14 protein-coding genes are annotated in these 19,194 nt (G+C 65.7%); 7 read left to right on the forward strand and 7 right to left on the reverse strand.

Annotated elements, in window-relative coordinates; all coding sequences use genetic code 11:
- Positions 1-2 precede the first annotated feature (2 nt).
- A complete protein-coding gene (gene smc / locus QO207_RS25735; RefSeq protein ID WP_301535091.1) occupies positions 3-3,491 on the reverse strand; it encodes a chromosome segregation protein SMC in 3,489 nt (1,162 codons plus the stop codon).
- Between the two features lie 21 nt (positions 3,492-3,512).
- Positions 3,513-4,172 carry a GntR family transcriptional regulator gene (locus QO207_RS25740; RefSeq protein ID WP_253448290.1) on the reverse strand — a complete coding sequence of 220 codons (660 nt, stop codon included), beginning with the start codon at positions 4,170-4,172 and terminating at the stop codon, positions 3,513-3,515.
- Positions 4,173-4,355: 183 nt separating this feature from the next.
- On the opposite strand from QO207_RS25740, the gene QO207_RS25745 reads away from it, so the two are divergent.
- From QO207_RS25745 to guaD, 5 genes are all read left to right on the forward strand, one after another.
- The gene (locus QO207_RS25745) at positions 4,356-5,492 is read left to right on the forward strand and encodes an alkane 1-monooxygenase (RefSeq protein WP_301535092.1); all 1,137 of its coding nucleotides are present in this window, start codon (positions 4,356-4,358) and stop codon (positions 5,490-5,492) included.
- 336 nt (positions 5,493-5,828) lie between these two features.
- Positions 5,829-7,292 carry a xanthine dehydrogenase small subunit gene (xdhA, locus tag QO207_RS25750; protein ID WP_301535093.1) on the forward strand — a complete coding sequence of 488 codons (1,464 nt, stop codon included), beginning with the start codon at positions 5,829-5,831 and terminating at the stop codon, positions 7,290-7,292.
- The gene (gene xdhB, locus QO207_RS25755; protein ID WP_301535094.1) at positions 7,285-9,675 is read left to right on the forward strand and encodes a xanthine dehydrogenase molybdopterin binding subunit; all 2,391 of its coding nucleotides are present in this window, start codon (positions 7,285-7,287) and stop codon (positions 9,673-9,675) included. The genes xdhA and xdhB overlap by 8 nt, the downstream gene beginning before the upstream one ends.
- 192 nt (positions 9,676-9,867) lie before the next feature.
- Complete coding sequence (xdhC, locus tag QO207_RS25760) at positions 9,868-10,719, forward strand: xanthine dehydrogenase accessory protein XdhC (protein ID WP_138214767.1); 852 nt, start codon at positions 9,868-9,870, stop codon at positions 10,717-10,719.
- Between the two features lie 83 nt (positions 10,720-10,802).
- Entirely contained in the window at positions 10,803-12,107 is a 1,305-nt protein-coding gene (guaD, locus tag QO207_RS25765) for a guanine deaminase (RefSeq protein ID WP_301535095.1), read from the forward strand.
- A gap of 307 nt (positions 12,108-12,414) precedes the next feature.
- Here the strand turns inward: guaD and zapE are convergent, their stop codons facing one another.
- From zapE to QO207_RS25790, 5 genes are all read right to left on the reverse strand, one after another.
- Positions 12,415-13,503, reverse strand: coding sequence for a cell division protein ZapE (zapE, locus tag QO207_RS25770; protein ID WP_301535096.1), 1,089 nt, complete (start codon positions 13,501-13,503; stop codon positions 12,415-12,417).
- Positions 13,493-14,098 (reverse strand): protocatechuate 3,4-dioxygenase subunit alpha, encoded by a 606-nt coding sequence (gene pcaG / locus QO207_RS25775; RefSeq protein WP_301535097.1) that lies wholly within the window; start codon positions 14,096-14,098, stop codon positions 13,493-13,495. The genes zapE and pcaG overlap by 11 nt, the downstream gene beginning before the upstream one ends.
- Before the next feature lie 12 nt (positions 14,099-14,110).
- Positions 14,111-14,830: a protocatechuate 3,4-dioxygenase subunit beta gene (gene pcaH / locus QO207_RS25780; protein WP_301535098.1), complete on the reverse strand. Its 720-nt coding sequence runs from the start codon at positions 14,828-14,830 to the stop codon at positions 14,111-14,113.
- A 117-nt stretch (positions 14,831-14,947) separates the two neighbouring features.
- Positions 14,948-15,877, reverse strand: coding sequence for a pca operon transcription factor PcaQ (gene pcaQ, locus QO207_RS25785; RefSeq protein ID WP_301535099.1), 930 nt, complete (start codon positions 15,875-15,877; stop codon positions 14,948-14,950).
- A 6-nt stretch (positions 15,878-15,883) separates the two neighbouring features.
- A complete protein-coding gene (locus QO207_RS25790) occupies positions 15,884-16,753 on the reverse strand; it encodes a helix-turn-helix domain-containing protein (RefSeq protein WP_301535119.1) in 870 nt (289 codons plus the stop codon).
- 117 nt (positions 16,754-16,870) lie between these two features.
- Between QO207_RS25790 and pobA the strand changes: the two genes are divergently transcribed.
- Both pobA and QO207_RS25800 read left to right on the forward strand, forming a co-directional pair.
- Positions 16,871-18,055: a 4-hydroxybenzoate 3-monooxygenase gene (pobA, locus tag QO207_RS25795; RefSeq protein WP_301535100.1), complete on the forward strand. Its 1,185-nt coding sequence runs from the start codon at positions 16,871-16,873 to the stop codon at positions 18,053-18,055.
- Positions 18,056-18,568: 513 nt separating this feature from the next.
- Positions 18,569-18,958, forward strand: coding sequence for a hypothetical protein (locus tag QO207_RS25800; protein ID WP_301535101.1), 390 nt, complete (start codon positions 18,569-18,571; stop codon positions 18,956-18,958).
- The last annotated feature ends 236 nt before the right edge of the window (positions 18,959-19,194 follow it).

A 19,194-nucleotide genomic window follows, 5' to 3' on the forward strand; every position in this document is an offset into this window, starting at 1 on the left:
GATCAGGCTTCCGCCAATGCGACCGCCTCTTCCACATCCACCGCCACCAGACGCGAACAACCCGGTTCGTGCATGGTCACGCCCATCAACTGATCGGCCATCTCCATGGCGATCTTGTTGTGGGTGATATAGATGAACTGCACTTTCTCCGACATCTCCTTCACCAGCCGCGCATAACGACCGACGTTGGCATCGTCCAGCGGCGCATCGACTTCGTCGAGCATGCAGAACGGTGCCGGGTTCAGCTGGAAGATCGCAAACACCAGCGCCAGAGCGGTCAGGGCCTTCTCGCCACCGGACAGAAGATGGATGGTGCTGTTCTTCTTGCCCGGCGGGCGCGCCATGATCGCCACCCCGGTATCGAGTAGATCCTCGCCGGTAAGTTCCAGATAGGCATGACCGCCGCCGAAAACCTTGGGGAACAATGCCTGAAGGCCAGCATTGATCTGGTCGAAGGTTTCCTTGAAGCGGTTGCGGGTTTCCTTGTCGATCTTGCGGATGACGTTTTCCAGGGTATCCAGCGCTTCCACCAGGTCGTCGTTCTGGTCGTCCAGGTAGCGTTTGCGCTCGGATTGCTGCTGGTATTCCTCGATCGCCGCGAGGTTGATCGGGCCGAGGCGGCCGATGCGCGCGGCCAGTTCTTCCAGGCGGGTTTCCCAGACCTTCTCGGCAGCGTCGTGGGGCAAGGTGCCCAGCACGCCGTGCAGGTCGTAGCCGTCCTCGTGGAGCTGTTCCTGCAGCGACTTGCGCCGCACATTCAGGGCCTGCCACTCCATGCGCTGCTGTTCCAGCTGGCCGCGCAGCAGTTGCGACTGCTGCTCGGCCTGGGTGCGGCGCTTCTCGGCGTCGCGCAGCTGGCGGTCGGCATCTTCCAGTGCCAGGCGCGCATGCTTGAGTTCGTCTTCCACCGCCATGCGCCGGTCGAGCAGTTCTTCCAGGCGCATGCGCAGCTCTTCCAGCGGCGCGGCGCCCTCCTCCAGGTTGAGGTTGAGCTGCTCGCAACGCTCGACCAGGCGCACGGCCTGGCCGTCCAGGCGCTCCAGCGCCTGGCGGGTGGATTCGTGCTGGGCGCGCAGGGAGCCCACGCGCACCGCCAGCTGATGGGCGTGGTCCTTGTGCTGGCGGGACTCCTGGCGGATGCGGTCGAGCTTCTCGCGCATGCCGTCGCGTTCGGCCAGCAGTGATTCGCGGCGTTCGGTGTCCACTGCCATGGCGTCCAGCGCTTCCTGCAGGCTCAGGCGGGCCTCGCCCAGCTGCTCCTGCTCGACAGCGTGCTGCTCGGCCAGCTCAGCCAGCTCTTCGTCCAGACGGCGGCGGCGCAGGGTCAGCTGCTCGACCTTGGCCTGCTGCGCGGACAGCTGGGCCTTCAGCTCGCCCTGGCGGCGACCTTCGTCCTGCAGGCGGCGGCGCACCTGGTCGCGGCCTTCCTCGGCTTGGCGCTGTTCGTCGCGCAGGCGCACGAGTTGTTCGTCGATTTCGGCAAGGCGCTGCTCCAGCGTCTCGCGCTCGGCGTACAGACGCTCCAGCTCCTGGCCACGCGCCAGCACGCCGCCATCGGCAGACTCGCCACGACGCACGCGCAGGAAGTTGCGGCCGACCCAGTAGCCGTCGCGGCTGATCAGGCTTTCGCCGTCGCCCAGCGAAGCGCGCTGGGCCAGCGCCTGCTCCAGGGTTTCCACCGGGCGCACGCGGCCTAGCCAGTAGCTCAGGTCGACATGGGTCTCGACCTTGTCCAGCAGGCTACCGGGGCGGGAAACCGCGCCAGCGGCCAGATCGAGCAGGCGCAGCTCGCCCTTCTCCAGCGCGTCGAACGGCAAGCCTTTCACCTCGTCCAGCAGCACGCCGTGCAGGTCGGCGCCAAGCACGGTTTCCACCGCCAGCTCCCAACCCGCCTGCACGCGCAGGCCTTCGGCGAGACGCGGGCGCTGCTCCAACCCTTGCTGACGCAGCCATTGCGCAGTGCCGTCGCCCGGATCGAGCGCGGCCTGCTGCAACGCCTCCAGCGAGGCGATGCGGCCATTCAGGCGTTGCAGTTCGCCTTGGGCCTGGTGCTGCGCGGCGCTGCTTTCCTGCAGGGACTGGCGCACGCGCTCCAGGCGCTCGGCCAGTTCCTGTTCTTCAATCTGCGATTCTTCCAGCAACAACTCGATGGCGGCGACCTGCTCGCCCAGCTCGAGGATCGCGGCATCTTCCGGGTCAGCAGCCAGCTGCCTGCGCTCATCATTGAGGCGGCGCTGGCGCTCGCCCTGGCGCTCCAGGCTCTGTTCCAGGTGCTGGATGCGCGACTGCTGTACTTCCGCCTCGCGGCGCGGTTCGGCGCTCTGCTGGTTGAAGGCGTCCCAGCGCTGCTGCCAGTCGTGCATGCGCTGCTCGGCATCTTCCAGGCCGACGCTCGCTTCTTCGGCGGCGGCGGCGCTGATTTCCTGCTCCGGGGCCAGGCGCTCCAGCTCCTCGCTCAGAGTAGCGAGCAGGGTGCGGTCGTGGCCCAGGTGGGATTCGGTTTCCTGGCGGGTCTTCTCCGCCTCGCGCAGGTCGTCCTGCAACTGGCGCAGGCGCTGCTGGCCGTGCTGGATGCTCTGCTCGACACGGGCAATGTCGCCACCCACGGAATAAAAGCGGCCCTGCACCTGGTTGAAGGTTTCCGACAGCTCATGATGGCCGTCGCGCAGGCGCTCGATGCTGGCGTCGGCGCTGCGCTGCTCGGCCACCAGCGCCTCGAAGGCCACTTCCTGGTCGCCGATGACCTTTTCCTTCTGCCCGACCTGCTCGTTCAGGTCGCGCCAGCGCAGGGCGCCGAGCTGGGCCTTGAGGGTACGTTCCTCGGCCTTGAACTCCTGGTACTTCTCCGCCGACTGGGCCTGGCGGTGCAGGCGTTCCAGCTGGCGCTCCAGTTCTTCGCGCAGGTCGGTGAGGCGCGCGAGGTTTTCCTGGGTGCGGCGGATGCGGTTCTCGGTCTCGCGGCGGCGTTCCTTGTACTTGGAAATGCCGGCGGCTTCCTCGATGAAGTTGCGCAGGTCCTCCGGCTTGGCCTCGATCAGCTTGGAGATCATGCCCTGTTCGATGATCGAGTAGCTGCGCGGACCCAGGCCGGTACCGAGGAAGATGTCGGTGATATCACGGCGCCGGCACTTGGTGCCGTTGAGGAAGTAGGTGTTCTGGCCGTCGCGGGTCACGCGGCGGCGAATGGAGATCTCGGCGTAGCTGGCGTACTCGCCCAGCAGGGTCTGGTCGGAGTTGTCGAACACCAGTTCGATGGACGCCTGGGTCACCGGCTTGCGCGTGTTGGAGCCGTTGAAGATGACGTCGGTCATCGACTCGCCGCGGAGGTTCTTCGCCGAACTTTCACCCATTACCCAGCGAACGGCGTCGATGATGTTGGACTTGCCGCAACCATTGGGGCCGACGACGGCTGCCATGTTGCTCGGGAAATTGACCGTCGTCGGGTCGACGAAGGACTTGAAGCCCGCCAGCTTGATGCACTTGAGCCGCATGCGCCCTTCCCCTCTCTCTTCTTATCTTTCAGCCAGTGCGGCCAGGACCAGTTGGCTGTTGTGCCGACCGTAGTCGAGCAGCACCTCGCGGATGCCCGCCTCGTCGCGGCCGACCACGGCGCGCAGCAGGCTTTCGAAGCTGCCGATGAACTGACTCATCTCGCCTTTGCGGCGTTCCAGGGCCAGATGATAGGTGCGACTGATGGCCGGCAGGAGATTTTCCACGGTTTCCTGCAGGTAGGGGTTGGCAGCGAACGGGAAGGCGGCGCGCATGATGTCGAAGCTGGATTCGACGAAGGCATTGATGTCGCCGCGTTCTAGTTCATCCAGCAGGCGCTGCTGGATGGCCATGAACGGCGCCAGGTCGGCTTCTTCCCGCCATGTCCGCGCCACGCTGCTGGCGAGCATGATGTACAGCTCCATCACCAGCGAATAGAGGCTTTCGACGTGCGCAGCGGACAGCTCGGACACCTGCGCACCGCGGCGCGGCAGGATCACGACCAGGTGGCGACGTTCGAGGATCAACAGCGCCTCGCGGACCGAGCCGCGGCTGACGTTGAGGGTCTGGGTGACCTTCTGCTCCTGGATGCGCTCACGTTCCTTGAGTTCGCCCCGGATGATGCGTTCGGCAAGGTGATGCGCGATCTGCTCAGCCAGGCTGTCCGGGGCCTTGAACGTCATGGTTGTCCTTAAGAATCGGGGCGCTTTCGAGGGGGTGTTGCGGACGCGAAGTGTAACACAGGGTGTTACCGCGCCATCCCCCGCCCAAGGGGGACGACAGAACAAAGGTTGGTGCGCCCTGCGGAAGGATCAGGCGCAGGATTGTCTGACAATCCTACACAAGAGACGTATCGGGAGTCGTCCATGTTCGCTTTGTTCCTTTCCTCTGCCTGGATGTTGCGTCTGAAGAAGGCCGGCTACTGGATCTGGCTGGTTCCCGTCTTCGGTATTCCCGTCAGCTACTGGTGGTCCTTCGGCAGCGAATACCCCAATGCCTGGCCCTGGCTGGTGATCACCGTGGTGTTTGGAGTGATCCCGCTGCTGGACTTCGTGGTCGGCCGCGATCCGGCCAACCCCGACGAGATCGAGGAAGTCCCGCCCATGGAGCGCGAGGGCTACTACCGCTTCCTCAGCCTGCTGACCGTGCCGCTGCTGCTGGGCATGCTGGTCTACGGCGGCTGGGTGCTGGCCACTTATGACGCCTGGAACTGGGTCGGTCAGCTGGGCTGGATTCTCTCGGTCGGCACGGTGATGGGCGCCATCGGTATCACCGTCTCCCACGAGCTGATACACAAGGACCCGGAACTGGAGCAGAACGCCGGTGGCCTGCTGCTGGCGGCGGTGTGCTACGCCGGCTTCAAGGTCGAGCATGTGCGCGGCCACCACGTGCATGTCTCCACGCCGGAAGACGCCTCGTCCTCGCGCTACGGCCAGAGCCTGTATGCCTTCCTGCCCCACGCCTACAAGCACAACTTCCTCAACGCCTGGCGGCTGGAGACCGAGCGCCTCAAGCGCAAGGGCCTGCCGGCGCTGCACTGGCGCAATGAGCTGATCTGGTGGTACGTGATCAGCGCGCTGTTCCTGGTCGGCTTCAGCATCGCCTTCGGCTGGATTGGCGCGGTGTACTTCATCGGCCAGTCGGTGATGGCCTTCACCCTGCTGGAGATCGTCAACTACGTCGAGCATTACGGCCTGCATCGCCGCCGCCTGGACACCGGGCGCTACGAGCGGACCACCCACGAGCATTCCTGGAACAGCAACTTCCTGCTGACCAACCTGTTCCTCTTCCACCTGCAGCGCCATTCCGACCACCACGCCAACGCCAAGCGCCGCTACCAGGTGCTGCGCCACTTCGACGAGAGCCCGCAACTGCCCAATGGTTACGCCGGGATGATCGTCCTCGCGCTGTTCCCGCCGCTCTGGCGCGCGGTGATGGACCGCCGGGTGCGCGCCTACTACGCCGGTGAGGAATACCAGCTGAGCGCCACCCAGCAGGCCTGATCGACGAGTTCCACGCCTTGGCGGCAAGCCCTACCCCGGCTTGCCGCCTTTTTTCTTTCTGCGCTCTTGAATCGGCCGCTCTTCGTAGGATGGCGTGGAGCGCAGGATGTAGGGCGCATAACCCGGAACGGGTTATCCGCCGTTGCCCCGCGGCGGATAACGCTGGCGCGTTATGCGCCCTACGTTTTTCTTTCCGCCGCCGGTTTCACACCGTCTGTCACCCGCCGAAAAACTTTCTGACCATTGAGACAGAAATTTTATTGACTCAAAAGTCAGCTTTCCATAGATTCGCCTCCAGTGCCCTGCCAAAAACAAGAATCAGCCTGGAGGCAAGCCTTGATCAGGTTCCTGCTCAATCGCGAGCTGCGTGTCGAAGACCGCCTCGATCCCAATCTCACCGTGCTCAACTACCTGCGCCAGCACCTGGGCAAGACCGGCACCAAGGAGGGTTGTGCCTCCGGTGACTGCGGCGCCTGTACGGTGGTCGTCGGTGAACTGATCGGCGCGGAAGGCGCCGAGCGCATCCGCTACCGCACCCTCAATTCCTGCCTGACCTTCGTCTCGTCGCTGCACGGCAAGCAGTTGATCAGCGTCGATGACTTGAAGCATCGCGGCGAACTGCACGGCGTGCAGCAGGCCATGGTCGACTGCCACGGCTCGCAGTGCGGTTTCTGCACCCCCGGCTTCGTCATGTCGCTGTTTGCCCTGCAGAAGAACACCGCCGGCGAGAGCGCCGACGAGCGCAAGGCCGAGGCCCATGAAGCGCTGGCCGGCAACCTCTGCCGCTGCACCGGCTACCGCCCGATCCTCGATGCCGCCGAGCAGTCCTGCTGCCAGAAGCAGCCCGACCAGTTCGACGTCGCCCAGCCCGAGATCATCGCCCAGCTCAAAGCCATCGCCCCGAGCGAAACCGCTGAGCTGAACAGCGGCGACAAGCGCTGCCTGTTGCCGCTGACCATTGCTGACCTCGCCGATATCTACACCGCCAACCCGCAGGCACGCCTGCTGGCCGGCGGCACCGACCTGGCCCTGGAAGTCACCCAGTTCCACCGCGAACTGCCGGTGATGATCTACGTCGGCCACGTCGAGGAAATGAAGCGCGTCGAAGTCTTCGACGACCGCATCGAGATCGGCGCGGCGACTCCGCTGACCGACTGCTATGAAACCCTGGCCCGCGACTACCCGGACTTCGGCGAGCTGCTGCACCGCTTCGCCTCGCTGCAGATCCGTAACCAGGGCACCCTGGGCGGCAACATCGGCAACGCCTCGCCCATCGGCGACTCGCCGCCGCTGCTGATCGCCCTCGGTGCGCGCCTGGTGCTGCGCAAGGGCAACGAGCGCCGCGAGCTGCCCATCGACGAATACTTCATCGACTACAAGGTCACCGCGCGCCAGGAAGGCGAGTTCATCGAACAGGTGATCATCCCGCGCCCACAGGCCAGCCAGGCGTTCCGCGCCTACAAGGTCTCCAAGCGCCTGGACGACGACATCTCGGCCGTCTGCGCCGCCTTCAACATCACCGTGGAAAACTGCAAGGTCACCGCCGTGCGCACCGGCTTCGGCGGCATGGCCGCCATCCCGAAACGCGCCAAGGCCTGCGAGGCCGCGCTGCTCGGCCAGACCTTCAACAGCGCCACCTTCGAACGCGCCGCGCTGGCGTTGAGCGAGGACTTCGCCCCGCTCACCGACTTCCGTGCGAGCAAGGAATACCGCCTGCTCACCGCGCAGAACCTGCTGCGCAAGTGCTTCCTGGAACTGGAAGCCCCTCAGGCCGTGACCCGGGTGACCCACTATGCATAAGCCCCAGAAGAGCCAGGAAGAACTCGCCGAGCTGTTCCGCGCCGACCTCACCACCGGCGTCGGCCGCAGCGTCAAGCACGAGAGCGCGCCCAAGCACGTCAGCGGTGAAGCGCAGTACATCGACGACCGCCTGGAATTCCCCAACCAGTTGCACGTCTATGCCCGCATGAGCGACCGCGCCCATGCGCGCATCACCAGGCTGGACGTCAGCCCCTGCTACCAGTTCCCCGGCGTCGCCATCGCCATCACCAAGGATGACGTGCCGGGCCAACTGGACATCGGCCCGGTAGTCGCCGGCGACCCGCTGCTGGCCGACGGCAAGGTCGAGTACGTTGGCCAGATGGTCATCGCGGTGGCCGCCGACAGCCTGGAAACCGCGCGCAAGGCGGCCATGGCCGCAATCATCGAATACGAGGACCTGGAGCCGGTGCTCGACGTGGTCGAAGCGCTGCGCAAGAAGCACTTCGTGCTCGACAGCCACCAGCACAAGATCGGCGACTCGGAAGCCAAGCTGGCCACCGCGCCGAACCGCATCCAGGGCACCCTGCACATCGGCGGCCAGGAGCACTTCTACCTGGAGACGCAGATCTCCTCGGTGATGCCCAGCGAAGACGGCGGCGTGATCGTCTACACCTCGACGCAGAACCCCACCGAAGTGCAGAAGCTGGTCGCCGAGGTACTGGGCATCTCCTTCAACAAGGTGGTCATCGACATGCGCCGCATGGGCGGCGGCTTCGGCGGCAAGGAAACCCAGGCGGCCGCCCCGGCGTGCCTGTGCGCGGTGGTCGCGCGCCTCACCGGTCGCCCGGCGAAGATGCGCCTGCCGCGCGTCGAAGACATGCAGATGACCGGCAAGCGCCACCCGTTCTACGTCGAATACGACGTGGGCTTCGAGGACGACGGCCTGCTGCACGGCATCAACCTCGAGCTGGCCGGCAATTGCGGCTACTCGCCTGACCTCTCCGGCTCCATCGTCGACCGCGCGATGTTCCACTCCGACAACGCCTACTTCCTCGGCAACGCCACGGTGAACGGCCATCGCTGCAAGACCAACACCGCGTCGAACACCGCCTACCGCGGCTTCGGCGGCCCGCAGGGCATGGTCGCCATCGAGGAGATCATGGACGCGGTCGCGCGCCACCTCGGCAAGGACCCGCTTGAAGTGCGCAAGCGCAACTACTACGGCAAGGACGAGCGCAACGTCACCCACTACTACCAGCAGGTGGAACACAACCTGCTGCAGGAGATGACCGAGGAACTCGAAGCCAGCTGCGAGTACGCCAAGCGCCGCGCCGAGATCCGCGAATTCAACGCCAATAGCCCGGTGCTGAAGAAAGGCTTGTCGCTGACTCCGGTGAAATTCGGCATCAGCTTCACCGCCACCTTCCTCAACCAGGCCGGCGCGCTGATCCACATCTACACCGACGGCAGCATCCACCTGAACCACGGCGGCACCGAGATGGGCCAGGGCCTGAACACCAAGGTCGCCCAGGTGGTGGCCGAGGTCTTCCAGGTCGACATCGACCGCGTGCAGATCACCGCCACCAACACCGACAAGGTGCCCAACACCTCGCCGACCGCCGCCTCTTCCGGCGCCGACCTCAACGGCAAGGCCGCGCAGAACGCCGCCGAGATCATCCGCCAGCGCCTGGTGGAATTCGCCGCCCGGCACTGGAAGGTGACCGAGGAGGACGTCGAGTTCCGCAACAACCAGGTGCGCGTGCGCGACCTCATCCTGCCGTTCGAGGAGCTGATCCAGCAGGCCTACTTCGGCCAGGTATCGCTCTCCTCCACCGGCTTCTACCGCACGCCGAAGATCTTCTACGACCGCAGCAAGGCGCGCGGCCGGCCGTTCTACTACTTCGCCTACGGCGTGTCCTGCTCGGAAGTGATCGTCGACACCCTCACCGGCGAGTACAAGATGCTGCGCAGCGACATCCTCCACGACGTCGGCGCCTCGCTGAACCCGGCCATCGACATCGGCCAGGTGGAAGGCGGCTTCGTCCAGGGCATGGGCTGGCTGACCATGGAAGAGCTGGTCTGGAACGCCAAGGGCAAGCTGATGACCAACGGCCCGGCGAGCTACAAGATCCCGGCCATCGCCGACATGCCCATCGACCTGCGGGTGAAGCTGGTGGAGAACCGCAAGAACCCGGAGCAGACGGTGTTCCACTCCAAGGCCGTCGGCGAGCCGCCGTTCATGCTCGGCATCTCGGTGTTCTGCGCGATCAAGGACGCCGTGGCCAGCCTCGCCGACTACCGCGCCCAGCCGCAGATCGACGCCCCGGCCACCCCCGAGCGCGTGCTCTGGGGCGTGGAGCAGATGCGCAAGCTGAAGCTGGCCCAGGTAGAAAAGGCACCGGCTCAGGTCGAGCCGGCGTGACGTGACCATGGGGCAGCGCTGGCAGGGAGAGGCGTCCCCACTTCCGTCCTCCACCCTGCCAGCGCCGCCCCACCCTTTCAGGAACCTGTAGGAGCGAGCTTGCTCGCGAACCGCCCAGCGCCGTAGCCGCCGGGAAGTCCATTCGCGAGCAAGCTCGCTCCTACGAAAAGCCCAGCCTCAGAGGTTGAAGCCATGAACTGGATCAGTGCCCTCGCCGACCTGCAACAGCGCGCCGAAGCCAGCGTACTGGTGACCATCATCGAAGAACGCGGCTCGACCCCGCGCAACGCCGGCTCGAAGATGGTGATCAGCGCCGACAAGGCCTACGACACCATCGGCGGCGGCCACCTCGAATTCAAGGCCATGCAGATCGCCCGCGACATGCTGCTGGCCCGCGAGCGCGAACCGAAACTGGAGCGCTTCAGCCTGGGCGCCAGCCTCGGCCAGTGCTGCGGCGGCGCCACCGTGCTGCTGTTCGAACCCATGGGCCAGCCCCAGGCACACATCGCCGTGTTCGGCGCCGGCCACGTCGGCCGCGCGCTGGTGCCGCTGCTCGCCAGCCTGCCGTGCAAGGTGCGCTGGATCGACTCGCGGGAAGCCGAGTTCCCCGGCTACATCCCCGAGGGCGTGACCCGCGTGATCAACGAGGAAGTGATCGACGAGATCGACGAGATGCCCGCCGGCAGCTACTTCATCGTCATGACCCACAACCACGCGCTGGACCTGGAGCTGACCGCGAAGATCCTCGAGCGCAACGACTTCACCTACTTCGGCCTGATCGGCTCCGACACCAAGCGCGCCAAGTTCGAACACCGCCTGCGCGACCGCGGCTTCGCCGCCGACACCGTACAGCGCATGCGCTGCCCCATGGGCATCAGCGAAGTGAAAGGCAAGCTGCCGGTGGAGATCGCCGTGTCCATCGCCGGCGAGGTGATCGCCACCTACAACGCCACCTTCGGTCAGGAGACCGGCAAGGGTGAGAACACCGTGGCCAAACTGTTACCCACCAGCCGTCGCGCCCGCACCGCCGAAAGCGGCGCCTGAAATTTCCGTAGCATGGGCGCATGCCCATCCCGCCCCGGCGCCTGCGCGCGCCCCGGCCCCGAAACACGACTGAAGAGAGATCGATGAGCACTCAAGCCAAAGCCTACCGCGCCAGCATCCTGCACAGCGTCGCCGACCCCGCCGAAGTCGGCGTGGAGAAGTCCTACCAGTACTTCGAGGACGGCATCCTGCTGGTGGAAGACGGCAAGGTCGCCCGCCTGGGCCACGCTGCCGACCTGCTGCCGCAACTGGGCGGCGTCGAAGTGGTGGAATACCGCGACGCGCTGATCACCCCCGGCTTCATCGACACCCACATCCACTACCCGCAGACCGGCATGATCGCCTCCTACGGCGAGCAGCTGCTGGACTGGCTGAACACCTACACCTTCCCCACCGAGAAGCAGTTCGCCGACCCGGCCCACGCCGCCGACGTCGCCGGCATCTTCCTCAAGGAGCTGCTGCGCGCCGGCACCACCACCGCGCTGGTGTTCGGCACCGTGCACCCGCAGTCGGTGGACGCGCTGTTCGGCGCGGCCGAGAAGCTCGACCTGCGCCTGATCGCCGGCAAGGTGATGATGGACCGCAACGCCCCGGACTACCTGACCGATACCGCCGAAACCAGCTATACCGACAGCAAGGCGCTGATCGAGCGCTGGCACGGCAAGGGCCGCCTGCTTTACGCGGTAACCCCGCGCTTCGCACCCACCAGCACCCCGGAACAACTGGACGCTGCCGGCCGCCTGCTCAAGGAGCATCCGGGCGTGTATATGCACACGCACCTGTCGGAAAACCTCAAGGAAATCGAATGGGTCAAGGAACTGTTCCCGGAGCGCAAGGGCTACCTGGACGTCTATGACCACCACGGCCTGCTCGGCCCGCGCTCGGTGTTCGCCCATGGCGTGCACCTGTGCGACGGCGAATGCCAGCGCCTGGCGGAAACCGGCTCGGCCGTGGCCTTCTGCCCGACCTCCAACCTGTTCCTGGGAAGCGGTCTGTTCGACCTGGCCAAGCTGGAAAAGCACAAGGTCAAGGTCGGCCTGGGCACCGACGTCGGCGCCGGCACCAGCTTCTCCCAGCTGCAATCGCTGAACGAGGCCTACAAGGTCATGCAGCTGCAGGGCATCAAGCTCGACCCGTTCAAGTCGCTGTACCTGGCCACCCTCGGCGGCGCCCGCGCGCTGGAGTTGGAAGACAAGGTCGGCAGCTTCGCCCAGGGCAACGAGGCCGACTTCGTGGTCCTCGACTACAAGGCCACCCCGCTGCTGGACTACCGCCTGCAGCAGGCGAAAACCCTGGAGGAGAAACTCTTCGCACTGGTCATCCTCGGCGACGACCGTACCGTGAAGGAAACCTTCGCGCACGGCCGCAACGTGCATCGCCGCGGCTGACCCCTTACGGCTCCGGCGCCGGGTCCTCGCTCAGGACCAACCCGGCGCCGGGGCCGCTTTTCATTCTGCCTTGCGCCGTACGCCCCACCCTGCAGGAGCGCGCCATGCGCGCGATCGCGGACAAGGTCCGCTCCTACAGACCAGCTCCGACGTCTCAGCTCTCGTAGGAGCGGACCTTGTCCGCGAAATCTTCTAGGCTCGTGACGCGGCGTAGGAACGGGTTCGCGAGCAAGCTCGCTCCTACAGGTCGGTTTACGCTCTTCGTAGGAGCGAGCTTGCTCGCGAACAGACCTCGCCGGACCAGCCATCAACCCGCCTGCAACGGCTCCAATTTCAACTGCCGCAACCGGCTCAGCGTGCGCGAGAAGTCCAGCGCCGCGCCGCCCGCTGCCAGGTCCTCCAGCGACACCGTGGCGAACAGCTGCAGCTTCAACTGGCGGTCGTAGGCGATGTCGATGAAGTTGAGGAAGCGCATGCTCACGTCCGGCGGGTAGTCCGCCAGCGGGCCTAAGCCGCTCACCGCCATGCGCGGGTAGTGCTCGATCAGCCACAGGTAGTCGCTGGCCGAGCGCGGGCGTTCGAACATCTCGCTGAAGTCCATCCACGCGCAGTGATCGTCGTGGGCGTGCACCTTCAGCGGGTGGTGATTGACGCTGAGCACCTCGTCGAACTTGGCGTCCACCGCCAGCCCCAGCCGGGAGCCGATCAGCTCCAGGTCATCGGCGCGCGCCGGCCAGAGGAAGCTGCCCCACTCCTCCAGCGACGTGCTGTGCTCGCGGTAGTCCTGCCCGGCGTCCACCGAGATCACCTCGAAGCGCTTTTCGATCAGATCGATGGCCGGGCGGAAGCGCTCGCGGTACAGCGGGTTCGGACAGAGGTTTTCCGGCTCATAGTTGGACGTACAGACCAGGCCTACGCCTTCGTCCACCAATACCTTCAGCATTCGCCCAAGGAGCATGGCGTCGCCGATGTCGTGCACGTGGAATTCGTCGAAGCACAGCAGTTTGGTTTCTTCGGCGATGGCGCGGGCGACGCGCACCAGCGGGTCGGACTGCCCGGTGATCGCCAGCATGCGTCCCTGCAATTCCTGCAGGAAGGCGTGGAAGTGCACGCGGCGCTTGGCCTGGGTCGGTGCGGCGGCGAAGAACTGGTCCATGACGAAGCTCTTGCCGCGCCCTACCCCGCCCCACAGATAGACGCCGGCCACCGGCTTGCGCAGGAAGCCATGGCGGCCGGCGAGGAAGTCGTCGAGCCAGTTGGCGAGGTGGTCCACCGCCGCCGTCTGTGCCTCGTCCGCCCGATAGCCGCGCTCGTCGAGCGCGGCAGCGAAGTGCCGCCGGACACGGTCGGCGACCGGTTCGGCGGATGTTTCATGGAGTCGTGTGTCAGAAGTCAAAGAACACCGTTTCCGCATTTCCCTGGACGCGGATATCAAACCGGTAAGCGAGCCTCCCGTCCACCTCGCAACGCTTTGCGATGAGCGTTTGCCGACGTTCGGGCTGTTCGATCAGGTTCAGCACCGGGTCCACGGCATTGGCCTGAGCCTCGTCGTCGAAGTACAGGCGGGTCTGCAGGTGCAGGTTGATACCTCGGGCGAACAGCGACAGGTTGATGTGCGGCGCCATGGGTACGCCGGCGGCATTTTTCACCACACCGGGCTTGATGGTCTGCACCTGCCACTCGCCGGCGTCGAAGGTCGTTGCCGTGCGCCCGAAGCCGTTGAAAGGCTTTTCCAGATCGTAGGCCGTGTCGTACACGCCCTCATGATTCGCCTGCCACAGCTCCAGGAAGGAGTCGCGGATCAGGTGGCCGTTGCCGTCGTAGACGTGGCCGATCAGCAGGATGTGCTCGCCGGGCGCGCCAGGCTTGGCCATCTCGCTCCAGATTTCCTGGTCACGGGCCGGATTGCCGGCGGCGGCCAGCGCCAATCCGATGTGTACGTAGGGGCCGGCGGTCTGCGAGGGGGTTTCCGGCAGCAGTTCGATAGGCATGGTCGGTCCTCCTCACTTGTTCTCGAAATGGGTCTTGCGTTGGCCGCGCAGCACGATGTCGAAGCGGTAGGCCAGGCAGTCCATGGGGTTGGCGTTGCTCATGTCGAGCTTCGCGATCAGGCTTTCCACCGCGTCCGGGTTGGCGATGGACTTGACGATGGGGCACATCGGGATCAGCGGGTCACCCTCGAAGTACAGCTGGGTGATCAGCCGCGTGGAGATCGACGGGCCGCTGATGGAGAAGTGGATGTGCGCCGGGCGCCAGTCGTTCGGGCCGTTGCGCCACGGGTACGGGCCGGGCTTGATGGTGCGGAAGACGTAGCGCCCTTCGCTGTCGGTCATTGCGCGGCCGACGCCGCCGAAGTTCGGGTCCAGCGGCGCGAGGTAACGGTCGTTCTTGTGGCGGTAGCGACCGCCAGCGTTGGCCTGCCACATCTCCACCAGGGTGTGCGGCACGGGCTTGCCGTACTGGTCCATCACCCGGCCGGAGACAATGATGCGTTCGCCGATGGGCAGGCCGCCGTTGTTGAAGTTGAGCAGCAGATCGTTGTCGTGCTCGCCCATTTTCAGGTGGGAGAAGTCCGGGCCACTGGTTTCGGAGACCGATTGCGGAATGCTCACCAGCGCCTGGCGCGGGGAGCGGGCGATGGAGGTCTTGTAGTCGGGGGTGAGGGCTTTGGGGTGCCAGTTTCGGTCACGAATGACGAAGCGGCTATTCTCCGCGTCGGACATGTCGGTCTCCTCTTGTTGGATTTATAGGAGCCTGTTGCATCAGGCAGTGCGGCGGAGTGTCACCCGCAAGCCTGATAGCGAAAACTGAAAAGATGCCCGCAACCCATAACCTATTGGTTATGGATAAGCCCCATCTCGATAGGCTTCGCCGACCTCACGCAGCACCTCCAGGCACCAGTGCGCACCCAGCGAAAGCGGCAACGTCGAGTTGCTGCAAACCCCGACTGAACCGCCCGGCTCCTGTACGTCCAGCGGCAGTTCGACCATATCCCCGGAACGCAGGTCCAGGCGCACCGAGTCCAGCGGGGCGATCCACAGCGCGTCGCTGGTCAATACATAACGGCGGCTGAGCACCGTGGACAGGGTTTCCAACCGGCGGCGCGGCTGGCCGAGGCCGCTCTGCACCAGCAGGCTGTCGGCGGACTTGCGGATGGTGGTGCCGGCTAGCGGCATCACCAGCGGCCAGTCGTCGAGCGCCGAGGGCGGCAGTGGACGGCCCAGCAGCGGGTGGCCGGCGCGGGCCACCAGGGTCATGGATTCGCTGTACAGATGCTCGAAGGCGAGGCCCTGGATTTGCGGGCTCTCCGTCATGCGGCCGACCACCAGGTCCAGCTCGCCCACCCGCAGCTGCGAGAGCAGGTGCGCGCTTGGCCCGGTCACCACGCTGACCACCAGCGCCGGGTGACGCTCGTGCAGACGCCGCACCGTCTCCGGCATCAGCAGGCTTTCCACGGTGGAGAGCACGCCCAGGCGCACCGTGCTGGAGGCGTACTCGCCGCCGCGCAGGCTGTTCACCCCGTCGCGCAGTGCCTGCACGCAGGGGCCGGCGTAGCGCAGGAAGGCCACGCCCGCCTCGGTCAGGCTGGCGCCACTCTTGCCGCGCTCGAACAGGCTGGCTTCGAGCAGGTCCTCCAGCTCCTTGAGCGTCTTCGAGATGGCCGGCTGGCTCACCGCCAGGGCGTCCGCCGCGCGGGCCAGGCTGCCCTGGCGGGCCACTTCGAGGAAACACACCAGATGGCGGAACTTGATACGCGAATCGATATTCATGGCGGCTCAACGCGGCTCGCGGAACGCGCGGGGCGAGACCCCGGCGTAGCGCTTGAAGAATCGGGAGAAGTAGGCGGGTTCGGAGAAGCCCAGGCTGTCCGACACCTGCTGGATGGTCATGGCTGTGTACACCAGGTTGCGCTTGGCCTCCAGCAGCAGGCGCTGGTGGATCATCTGCAACGCCGACTGCCCGGCCAGACGCCGGCACAGCGCATTGAGGTGCGCAGCGCTGATGCCCAGGGCCGCCGCGTAATGCTCGATGGGGCGGTGTTCGCGGAAGTCCTGCTCCAGCAGGCGGGAGAAGCCGTGCACGTGCTCGATCCCTCGGTCCTGCTGGCTGGCCTGGGCGCGGGACTGCTCCAGCGCCTGGCGGCTGAGCCAGACCAGCAGCACGTTGAGCAGCGACTGCAGCATCAGGTCGCGGCCCGGCGCCTGCTCGGCGTACTCGCGCTCGATGGACTCGAACAGTGCATCCAGCTGGCGCTTGCCGCGGCCCACGGCGAAGCACGCCGGCTGTTCCAGTACCGGGCTCTGCAGCAGGCCGCCGAGCTGCTCGGCCAGCGGCAGGCCCATGCTCAGCACCCAGCCCTGTACGTCCTCGGCAAAGCGGAAGCCGTGCACCGCCAGCGCCGGCGTGACCTGCAGCGAAGCCTCGCGGATCGGCGTCACCCGCCCCTCCACTTCCAACTCTGCTTCGCCGGATTGCACATACAGCAACTGCACCAGATCGCCATGCCGATGCGGGCGGATTTCCCAGTCGTGCAGGCGGCTGCGCGAGGCGATGGATTCGCAGTGGATCAGGTCCGGCGTCGGCCATGCCGTCGTCTCGCCATAAAGACGGAACACCGGGACCGGTGTGTCAGCACGTTGTTCGATCACCGCCCACATCCATGAAAAGTCCAAGAAGACTGTTGGAAATTACCTTCAAAGGCCGATCCTATCCACAAAAAATGCAGGAGACAAAAACAACAGCGCTCTCCAAGGAGCCACCCCATGAAGACTCAGATTGCCATTATCGGCGCCGGCCCTGCCGGCCTCCTGCTGGGCCAGCTGCTGCACAAGGCCGGCATCGACAACGTCATCCTCGAACGCCAGACGCCTGACTACGTGCTCGGCCGCATCCGTGCCGGCGTGCTCGAACAAGGTTGCGCCGACCTGCTGCGTGAAGCCGGAGCAGGCGCGCGGATGGACGCCGAAGGCCTGCTGCACGACGGCTTCGAACTGGTACTCAACGGCCGCCGCGAGCGCATCGATCTCAAGGCCCTCACCGGCGGCAAGCAGGTGATGGTCTACGGCCAGACCGAAGTCACCCGCGACCTGATGCAGGCCCGCGCGGCCAGCGGCGCCATGAGCGTGTACGAAGCGGCCGACGTGGAGCTGCACGACGTCACCAGCGAAAAGCCCTACGTCACCTTCACCCACCAGGGCGAGCACGTGCGCCTGGATTGCGACTACATCGCCGGCTGCGACGGCTTCCACGGCGTGGCCCGGCGCAGCATCCCAGCCGAGCGCCTGAGCGTCTTCGAGCGCGTCTACCCGTTCGGCTGGCTCGGGCTGCTCAGCGACACCCCACCGGTCAACCACGAGCTCATCTATGCCAGCAGCGAACGCGGCTTCAGCCTGTGCAGCCAGCGCAGCGCCACCCGCAGCCGCTACTACCTGCAGGTGGGGCTGGAAGAGAAGGTGGAGGACTGGTCCGACGAGCGCTTCTGGGAGGAACTCAAGCGCCGCATCCCCGAGGACACCGCACGCCAGCTGGTCACCGGCCCGGCGCTGGAAAAGAGCATCGCCCCGCTGCGCAGCTTCGTGGTGGAGCCGCTGCAGTACGGCCGGCTGTTCCTCGTCGGCGACGCCGGCCACATCGTCCCGCCCACCGGCGCCAAGGGCCTGAACCTTGCCGCCAGCGACGTCGACGCGCTGCACCGCATTCTGGTGAAGGTCTACGGCGAAGGCCGCACCGACCTGCTGGAGCGTTACTCGCCCATCGCCCTGCGGCGCATCTGGAAGGCCGAGCGCTTCTCCTGGTGGATGACCTCGATGCTGCACCAGTTCCCGGAGAACGACGCCTTCACCCGGCGCATGCTGGAGACCGAGCTGGACTACTTCCTCGACTCCGAGGCCGGCCGCACGACCATTGCGGAGAACTATGTCGGTTTGCCGTTCGAGGACGTGGCCTGAGGGGTTTTCCCCAGTCCCGTAGGGCGCACAACGCGCCAGCGTTATCCGCCGCTCAAGAGCCGGCGGATAACCTGTTCCAGGTTATTCGCCCTACGATTCTGCATCGGGATTTCGCGGAGAAGCTCCGCTCCTACAAAAGCCCGCACGCCGAAGCCCAGCCTGTAGGAGCGGACCTTGTCCGCGATCCGGCCGACAGGCCGGTGCTCTCCGTGTTCCGGCTGTCCCGGCTGCGCCGGGATTTCGCGGAGAAGCTCCGCTCCTACAATAGCCCGCACTCCGAAGCCCAACCTGTAGGAGCGAGCTTGCTCGCGAACCGCCCAACAGCGGAGTCACCTGCACATCTGTTCGCGAGCAAGCTCGCTCCTACGAAAAGCACCACCAACTATCCTTACCCTCCCAGCCACGCCGCTCGCCGCGACACCGCCGGAGGCCATCATCGAACCGGGCGAAGAAGACTTCCTCAGCCACCTGCTCGCCGAAAGCGGCGACGGCGACGCGCGCGCCTTCGCCACGTTGTACCGCTGCACCGCCCCGCGCCTCTACCCGCTGGCGCTGAAACTGAAGCCCGAACAGAAAGCCGCCGACACCCTGCTGATCGACACCTTCCTCCACGTCTGGACCGACGCCGACCGCTACCACCCCACGCGCAGCGCGGCGCTGGACTGGATGGTCGCCCTGCTCTACCGGCTCGCCGACCAGCCGCCGCCGCTCCCAATCGACGAGCCCTGGCCGGAGCTGCCGCCACCGGACGACCTGTGGCCGGCCATCCACGCGCACATCCCCGATGACGAAGGCGACAGCCCCGGTCTGCGCTGGCCGCTGATCATCGCCAGCCTGGTTGGCGTGCTGATCGGTGCGGCGATCTGCCTGAGCCTGCTGCTGGAGCTGCGGCCGGCGTCCTAGGTGTCCGCCTGAAAGGCGATGGGTATCGCTGCGCTCCATGCCATCCTACGACTTGCCACCTACTCGCCTCGGAACTCTCCGTAGGATGTGGTGGAGCGCAGCGATACCCATGCTGTTGCCACACCAGCACTTCCCCGCGAAACCGCAAATACCCCGCCCAGCCGCGTAACCCAACATAAAAACCCTGAATTCCGTACGGCATCACCTTGCCAAGCCGCCGCACAGTTGGCATAAAC

Source organism: Pseudomonas sp. CAN1 (assembly GCF_030462585.1).
In the GTDB taxonomy this organism is placed as follows: Bacteria; Pseudomonadota; Gammaproteobacteria; order Pseudomonadales; family Pseudomonadaceae; genus Pseudomonas.